Consider the following 15044-nt stretch of genomic DNA (forward strand, 5'->3'; position numbering starts at 1 on the left):
AAGAAGGGATTCTCTTGTGGAACAAATATCTTACTTCATCCAACATCTCTCCCTGCAAGACATTGGTACTCTCAGCAGTATAATTTTTGGGCTCATTGGCATAACATTCCAAAACAAGGCAACCAACAACCACTATCCCATATATGTTCAGCACACAACTTCGAGTTCTCAAGATACGGAGAAAAAATCAAAAAACACAGATCTTATAATCTGGAGTTTATTCGCCTTAATTCTTATTTTTTCTGCCACTACCCTGATACCATCGATTATTAACGCTCAATCTGCCACCAATCCTAGTGACCAAGCTAAGGCAACAATAAGTATATTTTTTGACCACATTAACAAAAAGGAATATCAAGCAGCATATAAATTAGCCTATAATGGCTTAGGAGAAAGCTATAGCACATTTGTTTATGGCTATAAAGATACAAAGCAAAATAGATTATCATTTACAAGCACAAAACAAATTTCAGATGACATCATAGAAGTCAATTTCACTATTAAAGCAATAGAAACTACTACACCAGGGGGAGAAAAAATCACCACATACATAGATAAAGATATGGTTATCAAAGATAATAATGCCTACCTTATATTGGCAGCATGGCAAACAGGATAGAAGTGAGTGATATTGATTGGTAGGAAATATAGTAAAAGTTTGTTGCTACAGTGTAGCAACAAATGTAGCGACCCAGACGGACAATAGCGGAAAAAGACAATCAGCAAGGGAAGTAAGACATTGATCACCAGCACAAAAAAGACAATAGGAAGCAGTCTCAGCTATCTATTGTCTAATCCGACCTTCGACACTCAAAAAACTCTCTTAAACCCGACAATTTAGCAAACATAAAACTCCATCAATCAGATTAAATTAAAGCTTATCTATGATATAATAACTTGTCATAAAGCCTCTCTTGACCATCAATGAAACTTCATTAAGGGAATCCAATAGAAATGAAGATGACCAAGCATTATAACAAAAAATTTATGCTTACTGAGCAAGAACTCAGAAGAATATGCGATATAATCAATCAACAAATGAGTAAAAAAACGAAAAGTTTTACATCTTCATTTGAAGTAAAGTTTAAAAATGGAGCTGAGGATAAATACCCATCTATTGACAAGGTTCTTTCGTTGGAAAACAGCAAAAATTGGTTCATAAAAGATTTAGATATTGCATTTCAAGAAGAATATGACGTACAAAGTCACACTCGTAAACACAATATTTTTATTGAATTCGAAAAAACTTCAATCAATCCAATAACGCTTCGGATAGAAGGAGAAGATAGAGACTGGGTTTATATTACCTGTTCAATGATAGAAGAAAGACTTCAATCAATCTATAGATTTTCACCCAGGATAGGTTCCATTCCATGGATTAACGCGCTTAGTGTTTTCTTTTTCTGTTTAGCATTAGGTAACTTAATAGGCTTCGCAACCAACACATATCATTCACCAACAGGTTATACCTTTGCTACTATTTCAACAATTATAGCTGTTTTATCATTTATTATATACCTAATCATGTCTGATTTTTTTATTATCTCCTCTCAAATTTTTTATTGGGGAGATTACACAAAAAGTATTGATCAACGCTTTAAAGTAAGAAATTTTATAATCGGTAGCGTACTAATAGCTCTTATAATTGGTATTATTGGAAGCATCGTAGCAACATATATCACATCCAGTCGTTAAAAAGGTTAATGGCTCAAATTCTCTGATCTTCTCAGATCTACTTGAGACATTTAAGATTTGAGGCTAAAACTTATACGACAATTTGTACGACAACATAAAAAAATGTTGCGAACAACAGGCATACCAACGAACATCATAAACGCCCTTTTAGAGCGTGAGGAAACCCACAAGAAATAGTCAGAAACAACTGATGTACAATCTCTCCTTCGGACCGTTTCTAAAGCCATAATAAAAACACATATAAGATATTCACTAACCTTATATGTGTTCATTCTTTCTACTTGGCTACTTTGATTTTGATCCTTACTTTAAGTAAAGTGTGCTACAGCCATCCCTAACCAAATCCCAGTTCAGGTTGCTCAGCTATACGCACCTGTACTCTTGATGCTTGTTTAAATGTTCCAAATTGGGGTGGCATCTTTAGTTGAACTCGCCCATGCAACAAATCATCAATAGTAAGTATTTGAATGCTTGGATAATCCTGACCCCAACCATCTGAATGATAAAAACCAGCGCTTATACTTTCAGTAATCATATCACGAGAGGGATTTTCTAAGGTAAGAAATACACCTATAGCAGCCTGTTCCCTCTGTACAGTTCCTCGTAGATCACGGATGTCACCCGATTTTACATGTCCGGACTTCACCTGAACAAGTACACGTTTAGCTTTGCCAGTAATATCGTCAATGAAAGCAATCACGCCATCAATACCTTTATCAGTACCCTTTTTCCCTTCTCTACTTCCAGCCTGGCCGCCAAGTGGTTTAGCTCGAACTAAAGATAACGCCCACCATTGGAATTGATAACGGTCCTCCTGAGCCAATTGACGAGCTGCGCCAAGTTCAGTCGGCTCACCTCGTACCTTAAATTTGATACCAGGAAACATCGCCTCTAGACGGTATTTCTGAAGAGCGATGCTTAAATGTGTAATATCTATACCTATCCATTTACGATCTAACTTTTGAGCAGCTGCAACAGCAGTTCCACACCCACAAAAAGGATCAAGCACTATATCACCAGGATTGCTACTAGCGTTAATGATACGTTCTAATAATGCCAGCGGTTTTTGTGTTGGATATCCAAGACGTTCTGCGGCCTGAGAGCTAATTGGGGGAATATCATCCCATAAATTCTGAATGCGATGACCTGGAGATTCATCAAGATAACGTTTCAAGCGTATACGTCCATCCTTGGAAGTCGGAAACCAAAGCTTGCCTTGCCGATCATATTCTTCCATTTTCACCTGACTAATTGCCCATCCATTAGGATGTGGTTTGTAGCCTTTATAATCATAAACCAGATTAGGTCGATAACTAGGATTACGCAAGTCACTGGTAGTATAATAACGGCCATCAGGATCAACTTGATTAAATGAGTTTTCTATATGTTTCTGTGTATATGGTACGTACACCTGATTCCATGTTGGTTTATCGCCTCGTGCATAATAGAGAATAGTATCAGTTACATCCCCATAAGTAGTACTCACATTTCCATGAGAGCTTGTACGTTTCCAAATAATCTCATTACGAAAATGACGCACACCAAAAATAGCGTCAAGCATGATCTTTAAGTAATGACTAGCCGTCGGATCACAATGTAGGTACAAACTACCCGTAGGCTTAAGCACACGATGTAGTTCAGTTAATCTAACTGCCATCATTACTAGATATGCCATCATCTGATTACGGCCGATAAAACTACATAAAGCTTCTATCATTTTAGATATGTGGTCAGGGGCTTGAGTTCTCAGCTCATTATAAGTTTGTTCTGCTATATGGTTCCAATGCCATGTATCTTCAAAAGCTGTGATTTGAGCTTCACTATCTTTTCCACCTTCATCCTTAAATAATACATTGTAGCTGCGACTTGAATTAAAAGGTGGATCAAGATAAACCAAGTCAACACTATTATCAGCAATATATTGACACAAAATATCTAGATTATCCCCATAAAATAGGGTATTCTCAGTGATAGGCGGTACTGTCATATTTCGGCCTCCCTCCGTATACTCCAGCATCATATACCCGACTATCAGCAATGTCAATAAAAGCCCGGTCGCTAAAGACTTACATTTAAATCTTCTTTCAAGCTCTCAGTTACATTTCCCTGAGCCAAATGGTTTAAAAAAAATGACAGTTTAAAGACAGTTTAAAACTTAGAAATATACTTATTAACATAGAAATATTTAGAAATATACTTATTAAGGTCGTGCTCAACGATGCAAATAAGCAAGGTTGCAAGTATACCTAAAAAAATGCATGAAACAGTTCAACTCTCCCCCATCTCCACCACTCAAGCCGCTTGTGAAACCGCTTCACAGGCGGCTTTGTTTTGTAGCCTAAGATGTCATTGTAGTCACTGAGAGCCAAACTATAAATAAGAACAAATTGGAAAAGAAATTTAGATAGGAGAGAAAATTTTCTGTGAAGGAACAAGAAATACAAAATGTTGCTATCGCGGAAATACTCAATCCTACACTTGCAGTCACCAAGCAGTTCCTGGCGGTAAATAAAGTCGTATGTAAAAAAAATATTCCAGTTGTTGAAGACATCATTCTCAGAGAAGAAGAGAAACCTGATGAAGTTTATGCTGAAGCCTACTTTCCCATTGAGGGAGAACGCTACTATATTGTCGTTTATCTCGATTTAGAGCCTCAAATATCTGTAAGAATGGTAGGCACATCTGCAAGGAATCGCGTTTATTTTATAGCCACATCTGAAGAACATAGCCTGGCAGACATTCTCAATCTAGTTATTGGTATAGAACCTACCAAGACCTGGGAGAAAGGGGAAAAAAGGGGAAAAGGGACCCAATTAGCAATACCCAGGCATAATGGCTTTGATATTCAACCTTACCCAAAGGAGACTGGTGAAGTAGAAGACAAGTTACTCACTCTCATCAAATTATTATTGCCCTATAAAGCTAGCTTAAACGCCTTATCTACCATAGCTGGTATGGGAATAAACATAGCTTATTGGGGATACAAGGATCAGATGGGGGGGATGCATTTCAATCCAGAAACGATACAGGGACTAGCAACTTTAAATCTATCTGTAGACGTTGACTTATACGCAGGAGGTCCTGATTTAGAAGAGTGATAATCATACACAGCATCATTATCACTTGGCAAGGCAAGGAGTAGGACTTTAATCCACTTCTTGCCGGTGAACTTATTCCACAACCAACTTTTGCAGCATAGCACTCTTTGCATCTCCATAGCAGAACATTGAGAGTAAAAATATTTCAGTTAACAAAACATGTATTTAAGACGTATGTAAAAGAACGGCATAGTACTTTTGATGGTAGCATTCCTGATACTTTGACTGCCGCTGAAGCTTGATACAATGGGGCTCGATACATAGCGGGCAGGTTCGTTTTAGTGTATCGAAGCTTGTATCTCAGGAGCGGACAATTTATAGTTTCCATATGGTCCGGCAACAAGATGCATCCCTTCCTTTCTGTTGTCTCGCAATGGTCTTGCATACGTACTCCTCACCGCCGGACTTCCTTTTCTTCTTTTTGGCTTACTTACCAGATACGCGATCCTGCTCGGCAATCACAACCTCAAGTTGTGCCCAGTGCTCATGGAGCACACCTGCAAGCGCTTGAAGGCCCCAATATTCTCCGATGGAGTGTCCGATAATAGCGACTGTCATACGAGTCTCTTGCACTGCGACTCTGGCGGACTGCCGAAATTGTCCCGTGATGTACAATTGGACATTTCGTGTGGCGGCATCGCGAATGAAGGCATCAGTCATGGCACCAACGATGGCAATGCGTTGGACGGTCTCGACGTATTTTGTGTCGATGTCTGGAGGGACACCAAAGACATCTCCCAGATATAAGAGGAAGATATCTAGCATAACTGGAGAGATGTCTCCCAGCATGCCAAGCGGAATAGAGTCTTTGATGGCGAAAGGAGTCAGATTTGTCATCTGTAGGACATCAGCAAGGCGTAGATTTACTCCAAATGTCAGGGTGAGATCGAAGGCAAGATGGTATGACAGTACTCCGAGATCAGCTGGCAGCAGCCGCAGATCAAGACGATAAGGGCGATGCAGAAAAACCGCGTCCAGTTGCTCCTGACGTATCCATGAACCGATCTCTGGCCATGGTTCCAACGCTAATCCAATGCGTTTGATTGATCGACGAGATGGGAGATATACGCCATTTTGATCGTGCAAGAAGCGTGCACTTCCCAGATAACTATCCAGATATGTTGCTATGTCTGTCAGAAAAAGCATTATCATTTGACCTCTGGAATTTCTATGCTTGCGGCTCAACATACAGACCTTTGAGCTTATTCTTATGCCCAACTTTATAGACTGTCGATTAGATCCAAAAAGGGTCATTTAATTTATGTATGACACGTTCTCTCAAGCCGCTTCATACGCTTTGGCACTTCGAAAAAACTAACAATCCCAATCATCAAATTTGAGCAAATTGCGAGAAAGGGATGATATTCATCGATGAAGTTGTTATTAAGAGTGTGGTAGAAAACGTTATCTTATTAAGTGGAGGAGAGAGAAGAATGTATGAGGCCCAAAATAAGGCCCTGATCGAAAATGTCCAGGCAAATTGCTCTGGCGAAGCACACCATCTTTCAGACGTAGCGCGACCTATAGACAAGACAATTGATGCGCGGCAAAATTTGCCAGTCAACAAGTGGGCGATCCTGGTACTGGCGGCGTTGAGTGGCTTTATTACGACGCTCGATGGTTCGATTGTCAATATTGGTTTGCCAGCCATTTCACAAACATTCCACGTAGGCATCAGCGGTCAGATTGAGTGGATTATTATTGGTTATCTGGTTATTATTGCAGCATCTTTGCTGACCTTTGGTCGTCTTGCCGATATGCTTGGACGCAAGCCTATTTTTTTGACTGGTTTGATTGTTTTCATCATCGGATCGGCATTGTCGGGCATGGCACCAACGCTATTATTGCTCATCATAGCCCGACTCTTTCAAGGCCTGGGTGGAGCACTCATCTTTTCAGTCAACATCGCTATGATTACCAGTACGTTCCCTGTGAATGAGCGAGGTCTGGCACTTGGCCTCAACGCAGTAGTGGTATCATTGGGCGTTAGCGCGGGGCCAACTATTGGAGGAATCATCACCCAATATTTGACCTGGCGTTGGATTTTTTATGTGAACGTTCCAATAGGCATGATAGTTTTATTAGCGGCATTCTACTTTTATCGTGAGAAGCGTCCAGAGACAAAGCTACAACGCTTCGATCCGCTGGGAGCAGTATTGCTAGCGATTAGTCTTGCTTCGCTTACCCTCGGACTCTCCTTCGGCGAGGAATGGGGATGGTTTTCACCCAGTCTTTTAAGCTCACTTGGGCTAGGGGTGCTGGTATTAGTGATTACGATCTATATAGAAAATCATATCAAGAATCCCATTCTTGATCTTCACTTGATCAGGAATCATACATTTGCTTTTGCAAATATTAGTTTCATGCTCTGTATGATGGCTCTCTTTGCTCCTGGCTTTCTCATGCCATTCTACTTCGAGCAGCTTCGCGGCTTTTCAACAATCCAGACAGGACTGATGCTCACTCCGTTGCCACTCACAATGGCGATTATAGCCCCGCTCAGTGGTGCGCTTGCGGATCGCATCGGCTCACGGTGGCTGTCACCGCTCGGACTGGCTATCGTTTGTCTGGGACTGTTCTTGCTGGGACAGATTAACGTACAAAGCAGCATGTTTGACATTGTCTGGCGACTTATCCTGATAGGGATTGGGCAAGGAGTCTTTCAGTCACCCAATACGCGTACGATCATGGGATCGGCTGCTCAGGAGGAACAGGGCGAAGCCTCAGGGCTACTGGCAACTGGACGTGTGATTGGGCAGAGTCTGAGTGTAGCGCTTGCAGGAACGGTCTTTGCAGCTTTCGGAGGAGCATTGGCGGGAAACCTCCTGGCCACGCAATCCCATCATATCAGCTCAGGGAGACTCAGCCTGCTCCAGGCAACGTTCGATAGTGGCTTCCATGCAGCATTACTAGCCTGTGCAGCATTCGCCGCCATTGGCATCTTCACAGCTATTGCACGTGGCAAAGGCGCTACGTTTAGCCGGGCCAGTTAGTTCACCTGGATCCCAGAAAGAGCCTGAGAGCACATACTATGGCATGCGTTCTCAGGCTCTTTTTATCCAAAGCATCTTTCTTTTTTTAATCTTGGTAGCTAGCTTTTTTTTAAATTATATTGTATACTTAAATTATATTAACTTTGCTCTCATGAGCCAGGTTCCTCGTACCAGACACGCTTACAGCAATACCTATCACAGAAACGTGCGATTCACCTATATTTGTGTACACATCTCTCTGCATGGAAGCGTAATTGTTAGAAACCATATCATCTGTGTTTTAAACACAGCGGGAATCCAGCAGTGCCATCCACCAGTCACAGCGATCATTGCATCGCCATAAGTGAAGATTGCATAAAAAAGTTACGCACAAACGCGAAACCCTGGATCAGGATAGGCATCCGAGGAACCACTATAACTTTATATCCGACGAAAAGAAATTACTTACGTTTTTGCCACCCACAGCATCGCTGTGATGGGTATCACAATCAAGCAAGGAGGCGCGCTTTTTCCCCTATGCATAAGTGCAAGGGCATCGGCGCGATCTTATCGATGAGAAATCGCTACTACGTCCAACCCCTAACAGAACAAGTCTTTATCATCCGTGAACGCATGTCTCCCAATGGGGGACCAGGCCCAAATGATCGCATTGTCCGCTCATTTAGCATACGTCATGATGCATATATGTATGCAGGCAAAATGAACACGGAAGATGCTGAGCAGCGTCCACTCGCTGAGAAAAGCCGATCATAAAGATCATTGCAGATGCATAAATCAACGCACTATAAAATCTAGAGGACAGCATCTGCTTCATCCCTGGTTCATGGCGCGTTGATTTATGATAGTTTGTAAGCATGCGTACTCCGAAATCCGCCGACATATTACATCCTTTGGTTGATGCAGTGATCTTTTAATGGTGTACCTTCCGGATAGCATTACAGACATCATGTATCGGATAATAAATGTATGATGTTTGTGGGTAAGTCATAATAATCTGGAGAAGTAAATACTATGTCTTCACTGCTTGACCAGCCAGGTAAGCCAAAAAGCGAAGAGACTCCTACCGCAGTCTGGACACGACGATTTTTAATCGCTTTGACGATTGTGGCCTGGATGATCATTTTTGCCGTCATCTTAATGGTGCTGGGCAAGATTTTTAACGCATTGGCGATTCTCGGCATTTCAGCACTTATTGCCTACGTTATTTATCCATTAGTCAAAATCATTGAACGTATCATGCCAAGGCCAATCGCCATCCTGATCGTCTATCTGGGAGTTCTGGCAGGAACGATTCTCTTGATTTATTTTGTGGTCTTGACCGCCATCGGGCAGCTAGCCACACTGATTGTGACAATAGAGAAAAATGTCCCCGCACTGATAGACCGCCTACAACCTCTGATCAACCAGCTACCGCAAATGAACATCTCGCCCAACGACCTCATCAACTCGAGCCAGCAAGTCTTACAATATACACTTTCCATCTTAGGAAACGTCGTCCCTTTGATCAACGGGATCTCGATCATTCTCATCGATACCATCATCGTCACCTCCTTGAGCGTCTACTTTCTGCTCACTGGTGGAAAGACCATGCACTGGTTCCGTGAAAAAACTCCTTTGCGTGTACGACCAAATATTAATTTTTTTCTGGACACGCTCAACCATACGATGGGAGGTTTCATACGAGGACAGATAATCCTGGCGACCCTTATCAGCGTCATCATGTGGATTGGCTATAGCATCATTGGAGTCCCCTATGTGACATTAATCGCAATCATCATCTTCATCTTAGAATTTGTGCCACAAATCGGCTCCTATATTTCCATCGGCATCGCAGTCATCCTGACTCTTTTGACGAAAGGCTGGCAAACTGCCTTGATCACGGTTATCTTTTCCGGTATCGTGCAAGGCGGCCTGGATGGACAGATATTGGCTCCTCGTATTTTAGGTATGGCTGTTGGTATCCACCCGATCATCTCTATCGGAGCGTTACTCATCGGCGCTGACCTGTTTGGTCTCCCGGGTGCCCTGTTTGCAGCTCCGATTGCTGGCATCATACAAACGATGGTGGTAGCTTATTGGACCTCATGGAAAGAACGCCATCCAGAAGAGTTTCCCGAACAATTTGCGCCCGCTCCCAAACCAGATCGTGAAATTGACACCCCCACTTCAGAGAGTGGCATACCAAAGATCAATACCTGACACCCACTGACAAAAAAGATCGGGACACTTCTTTTGAGAAGTGTCCCGATCTTTTTCTATAGATCTACTTTATTTATCGACGAGGAGACTGTGGCTGTGATGGTCCTTGTTGTTGCTGCCAATCTTGTGGCGTTGGGTTTGGGTTCCGCTGTGGCTGCGACGGCCCCTGTGATTGCTGCCAGTTCTGGGGAGACTGATTCCATTGTGGCTGCTGTGGAAAGGTATTGCCATTGATTGGTGGCTGCTGCTGATATGAAGGCATACCATTGTTGACTGGTTGCTGTGGGAAACCATTAACTGGAGGTTGTGTTGCGGCTAACGCTGCGGCTGCGGCATGCTCAGCACGGGCACGGCGATCATTGCGCACATGTCGCCAGACATACAGCACAACTAAGATCACGATGGCCACGATGACAACATATTCAAAGCTTTTATAATACGGCTCAATGACGGCCATATTTCCTCCCAGAACAACGCCGGCATAAGCAAGCAGCAAGCACCAGGGGAAAGAACCAACAAAGGAGTAAATACAAAACTTCGTAAAGGACATCTTGGTCATACCAGCGGGTAGTGAAATATAGGTACGTACCACCGGCAATAAGCGGGAGAAAAATGCTGTGGCACTACCCCAGCGTTGAAAAAAACGATCAGCAATATCTGCATCATGCTGTGAGATCAGTACATAACGTCCATACTTCAACATAAGCGGACGTCCACCTTTATAACCAATACCATAAGCTGCAATTGAACCAATGAGACAGCCAACGGCACCAGCTAAAGCAATCAAAACAATGCCAGCTGGCGTGCTCACCCCCGGCAGCAATTTATGCTGAGATAATAGTAGACCAGCAACCGGGATAACAACTTCGCTAGGCAACGGAATACAACAACTCTCAATAGCCATAGCCAGAACAATGCCAGCCAGGCCAGTATAAATGTACAGGTTAGTGATGATATTAGTCAGTAATTCTGTAATTTGAGCCACTTATGCCTCCTTCGTAAAGCTTGCAATTTTGACTCATACTAGCATATTTTTATGAAAGAGGCTAGAACCATCAAGGCAAAATAGAGGCACAAAATACTTATTCTTCGTCACGCCTGATAGGAAGATAACGTGTTGAACGACGAGTAACTGGCGGATCAACTTGCTGAGCAAGCTCATTTTTCAAAGCATCAGTGTCGTACATATAGGGTGCACGCCGCAAAAGCGGCTTTTTCAGGTCCCCCGACATGGATGCCTGATTAGAAACTCCTGGATCTGAATCCTCTTCGCGATCGATTTGACGAGCCTGATCTGCGGCCGAATTTGAAGGTGTGCGATAAGGACTATTGGGGGATGGGTTCGCATCTACGACACGCCGTGCACGCTGCGGATACCTTTGCTGTGCACGAGAATAATCATCCTCCTCATCCAACAGGTCTTCTGGTTGTGGTTGATACCCATGAGTATGAACTGGCTTCTCCTTCCAGTTAGAGTCGAGCTTCCTGGTAGGTAGTGGCGAGCCAGGACGTCGTGAGCGAGGCGGGGGGAAATCATCAATCTCATCTTCTCTCTCTGAACGACGATAGGCTTCCTCACGTGCCATACGTAACGCCTGCGACTGAAATTGCCCACGGGTCTTCTCAGTCTGATAGCCAGGAAACCCTGGATTGTTCGTACGCCGAGACGGCATACGAGTATCTGACTCTAAGTCACGTTGGGGGAGTTGTCTTGTCTCACGAGCACCGCGCTGCGTAGAAGAGGGTCGATGCACTGACTGCTGATCAGAAGCAATAGCACGAGGAGCAGGAAGTTGTTGTCTGGATGGAGCAGGCAAATACTGGGGATCATCTTCTTCATACTCTTCGCCCCATACTCCACGTCGATAGGCCGGATACTCATCTTCCACTTCAAGAGAGATTCTTTTCATCACGCGTTCGGGTACTTCATCATAATCATACCCGGGAAAGCCGGACTCATCATAACCATCATCGGTCATAGTGGGACGCCTGTCATAACGGTGAGAAAGATAGGAAAAAAGAAGCAGAGAGATAGGAATACTGAGGAGTAGAGCGGCTAAACCACCAATCAAACCACCAAGCACCCATGAATTGAGAGTATTAGCATACCAGAGCACCACGGCGGCTCCTGCAATTAGCACGAGTGCCGCAGCAACAGCCTTTAACAAAAGCATGTATCCTTTCCGAGCTACCATAACACATGAAAGTTTGCGTCACCCACATCCACGACATCCAGACAGTGCTATCAAATAAATAAACGCACGTTACCACTCTTTTGGAGAAGCCCTCACAACGTAACACCCCACATAGCAGGCAAACTTTCTTTGTGTTAGCCAGTCACTATTCTTACTGAATACTACTAGCCTGTTCGTAGCAAGTATACCAAACTAGAGGGAAGAGTACAAGAGTACCAGTCATTTAGCTATTTAAGAAGCGTTACGGAGATGAAAATAGAGATAAAAATACAAGGTAACGCAAGATTAAGTTTATTACGTATGCACTTCAAATCCTGACAGACAAACATCACAATCCATCTGTGCCAGGCAACATACGAAACTTGAATCTTTTCAGCTACCTTGTAAAAGCGAATAGTCGTTATAGTATCGTCAAGAGAGAAACACGATAATTCTACTTATGCAGCACTAAAACATTGTCGGAAAATCGCGACCACTTTCCCCTGAATCTGCCATTCACGGTCCCAGACGATCTTGGGGATGAGAATAGGATCTAGTTCGGAATTTGCGGGTTGCAGACGGACGCGATCATGATCCTTTTCCTGAAAGAAACGCTTCAGCGTCGCGCTCCCACTCACACCTTCTTGCATATGTACAGCCACAACAATATCACCATTTTGACATGTCGATTGAGGTTTAATCACGACATAGTCGCCATCGCAGATATGATCTTCGATCATCGAGCGACCTCGTACGACCAGTGCATAAGAATTATCAGTCTCGGCTAAACTGCTGCTTACGTCAACCGACTCAGTAGTATCAGAGTAGATATCCAGAGGTTCACCGGCCGCAATTGTGCCTATGACAGGGATACCCTCATGTGTCTGTTTCGTCAACTTAATGCCGCGACTCTTTTTCGCTTGACGAGAGATTAAGCCTTTTTTTTCCAGCATTGTGAGATGATAGTCAACATGGCCGGTACTGGCAATATTCAATTCGCGTCCAATCTCACGATTGGTGGGGGGCATCCCCTCAGATCTCATGTAATTTACAATGAAATCGTACATGCGACGCTGTATCTCGCTGGCTTGCTCCAACGACATAGTATGGTCTCCTGCCTTTCTGAACACCTTCAGCTAACATCCCCACACAGCAAAAAACTAGAACGACTATTCCAGAAGATAATACCACAACCACATACTCAATACAAGCTTTTTTTGAACGTATTTTTCAAATATCCATTCTAGAAGCGACGTAGCGAGCTTACCTGACACGGTACGAGGCAGAAAGAGGTATAGCACTGATACAGCCCAAATGATTAAGGACTTGGCAGCCGAGAGAGGTTTTGTTATACTCACTTAAAGAGGGACATTGAGATATGCCAAGCTAGCTTATAGGGCGTGATGATTTGCACCCACTCTATCGCTAGGTGTACAATAAGGGCACGAGATATTCGACGGAGCTATGCACGAAAGAGAGAGTCATAAAAACTATGGTAGAGATGACAGTTGAGAGCGTGCGCATAAACCTGGCTACGCAGCAGCGAGTGGTCATCTTAAAAGCGACGAAGCAAGAGCGCTATCTCTTCATCTGGATAGCGTATGCGGAGGCATATGCTATTGCCGTCGAGCTTCAAGGAACAACTTCAGTCCGACCACTCACCCATGATCTCTTAAAAAACATTCTTGAAGAACTCAATGCAAAAATTGTTAGCATCGTAATCTCCGATTTAATCGATGAAATCTACTACGCACGGATTGTTCTCGATGCCGCTGGACGTCATGTGGAGATCGATTCTCGACCAAGCGATGCTATCGCATTGGCGGTACGCACCAAAACACCCATCTTTGTAGAAGATAGTGTCCTGGAGCGTGCAGGAATTGTCCCCGAACAAAATGAAGACCCACAGCCTTCAACACTACATTCTGAAGGCAAAGCTACTGAGGCTGCGGCTGAAGATGAAAATCTAGATGCCTACCGCGATTTCATTAATAGTTTGGATGTGTTAGATGAGTTTGGCAAGGATTAATTTCTTGCACATATTCATCGCAGATCATACATTTGATCTGGCCGCTATATCTAGGTCAAGCGAAAGCGCATCCGTACCAATAGTTTTAAGAGACGCACAATCACACGTGAGCAGAGTCCATAGAGCACAATCGCCAGCAAGGTATAGGGCTCTATGCGCATAAAAAACGCCTGTGTCAGTGGTGGCAGAAACGAATACAGCGGTAAAAGTGCCACATCGCTCAGCGTATAAACAGTTCTCACCCACGGTAGAGCAGTGGGAAGGTCACACACTTTTGCCACAAAACGCGCCAGCAACAGGATCTGCATACACACAAAACACATACCAACTCCCAAAGGAAGCAACCAAAAAGGAATAATCCGCCCCAGTTGCCAGACCATTGGGGATGCTGATCCACTTTCTTCTTCAGATAAGTTCTGATCTGGATAGGCCGCCGAAGCAGGTGCTTTTGGCCCTATCGGGTAGCCCGGAGCTTGAGCTGGCACCGTCGGGGCATAAGATGATGTTACCGGTATCGTAGTATAATCAAATGGATCGACTTGCCCGGGCAAAGTTTCATTGATCAATGTAGGCACAAGAAGTGGTATAGGCTCGGTCGGCAAATCATGATGATCAAGCGCATCCTTGCTCTTTTGACGAGACCCTATGTTCATATGCACGCTCCTCGATATTCAAGTTCTGAACCAAACGCATCATGCGCCGATCTAACGGCTAGCTCTCATGTTATACCAATAACGGATAGCAATGCAACGATATATTACATATGTTATGCCGTTTCATTTTACGTCTTCTTTTTTCATCAATGAATAGTACGGCCAGACAAAGATGTAGTTGTAATTATGCACCATGCGTAGAA

The 15044-nt window shown here is 43.5% G+C and carries 13 protein-coding genes; 7 read left to right on the plus strand and 6 right to left on the minus strand.

The annotated features are described in order from the left end of the window. Positions 1-16: 16 nt before the first annotated feature. The gene (locus tag AC27N8_RS17150; protein WP_487068611.1) at positions 17-619 is read left to right on the plus strand and encodes a hypothetical protein; all 603 of its coding nucleotides are present in this window, start codon (positions 17-19) and stop codon (positions 617-619) included. Positions 620-954: 335 nt separating this feature from the next. Beyond that, positions 955-1695, plus strand: coding sequence for a hypothetical protein (locus AC27N8_RS17155; protein ID WP_487068612.1), 741 nt, complete (start codon positions 955-957; stop codon positions 1693-1695). Between the two features lie 334 nt (positions 1696-2029). Here AC27N8_RS17155 and AC27N8_RS17160 read toward each other — a convergent pair whose 3' ends face one another. Beyond that, complete coding sequence (locus AC27N8_RS17160; RefSeq protein WP_487068613.1) at positions 2030-3682, minus strand: site-specific DNA-methyltransferase; 1653 nt, start codon at positions 3680-3682, stop codon at positions 2030-2032. 436 nt (positions 3683-4118) lie between these two features. On the opposite strand from AC27N8_RS17160, the gene AC27N8_RS17165 reads away from it, so the two are divergent. Beyond that, the gene (locus tag AC27N8_RS17165) at positions 4119-4793 is read left to right on the plus strand and encodes a DUF4279 domain-containing protein (RefSeq protein ID WP_487068614.1); all 675 of its coding nucleotides are present in this window, start codon (positions 4119-4121) and stop codon (positions 4791-4793) included. 426 nt (positions 4794-5219) lie between these two features. Here the strand turns inward: AC27N8_RS17165 and AC27N8_RS17170 are convergent, their stop codons facing one another. Beyond that, entirely contained in the window at positions 5220-5939 is a 720-nt protein-coding gene (locus AC27N8_RS17170) for a Nif3-like dinuclear metal center hexameric protein (RefSeq protein ID WP_487068615.1), read from the minus strand. Between the two features lie 287 nt (positions 5940-6226). Between AC27N8_RS17170 and AC27N8_RS17175 the strand changes: the two genes are divergently transcribed. From AC27N8_RS17175 to AC27N8_RS17185, 3 genes are all read left to right on the plus strand, one after another. Then, positions 6227-7786 carry an MFS transporter gene (locus tag AC27N8_RS17175; protein WP_487068616.1) on the plus strand — a complete coding sequence of 520 codons (1560 nt, stop codon included), beginning with the start codon at positions 6227-6229 and terminating at the stop codon, positions 7784-7786. A 516-nt stretch (positions 7787-8302) separates the two neighbouring features. Then, entirely contained in the window at positions 8303-8539 is a 237-nt protein-coding gene (locus tag AC27N8_RS17180; RefSeq protein WP_487068617.1) for a hypothetical protein, read from the plus strand. Between the two features lie 258 nt (positions 8540-8797). Continuing rightward, positions 8798-9985: an AI-2E family transporter gene (locus tag AC27N8_RS17185; RefSeq protein WP_487068618.1), complete on the plus strand. Its 1188-nt coding sequence runs from the start codon at positions 8798-8800 to the stop codon at positions 9983-9985. A 73-nt stretch (positions 9986-10058) separates the two neighbouring features. On the opposite strand, the gene AC27N8_RS17190 is transcribed toward AC27N8_RS17185, so the two are convergent. From AC27N8_RS17190 to lexA, 3 genes are all read right to left on the minus strand, one after another. Further along, positions 10059-10970 carry a DedA family protein gene (locus tag AC27N8_RS17190; RefSeq protein WP_487068619.1) on the minus strand — a complete coding sequence of 304 codons (912 nt, stop codon included), beginning with the start codon at positions 10968-10970 and terminating at the stop codon, positions 10059-10061. Between the two features lie 97 nt (positions 10971-11067). After that, positions 11068-12153, minus strand: coding sequence for a hypothetical protein (locus tag AC27N8_RS17195; protein WP_487068620.1), 1086 nt, complete (start codon positions 12151-12153; stop codon positions 11068-11070). Positions 12154-12617: 464 nt separating this feature from the next. Then, on the minus strand, positions 12618-13262 hold the full coding sequence (gene lexA / locus AC27N8_RS17200; RefSeq protein WP_487068621.1) for a transcriptional repressor LexA: 645 nt from the start codon (positions 13260-13262) through the stop codon (positions 12618-12620). A gap of 389 nt (positions 13263-13651) precedes the next feature. Between lexA and AC27N8_RS17205 the strand changes: the two genes are divergently transcribed. Beyond that, positions 13652-14188 (plus strand): bifunctional nuclease family protein, encoded by a 537-nt coding sequence (locus AC27N8_RS17205; RefSeq protein WP_487068622.1) that lies wholly within the window; start codon positions 13652-13654, stop codon positions 14186-14188. 50 nt (positions 14189-14238) lie between these two features. Here the strand turns inward: AC27N8_RS17205 and AC27N8_RS17210 are convergent, their stop codons facing one another. Further along, complete coding sequence (locus tag AC27N8_RS17210; RefSeq protein WP_487068623.1) at positions 14239-14841, minus strand: hypothetical protein; 603 nt, start codon at positions 14839-14841, stop codon at positions 14239-14241. Between the last annotated feature and the right edge of the window lie 203 nt (positions 14842-15044).

Source organism: Dictyobacter sp. Z7_2 (assembly GCF_057551105.1).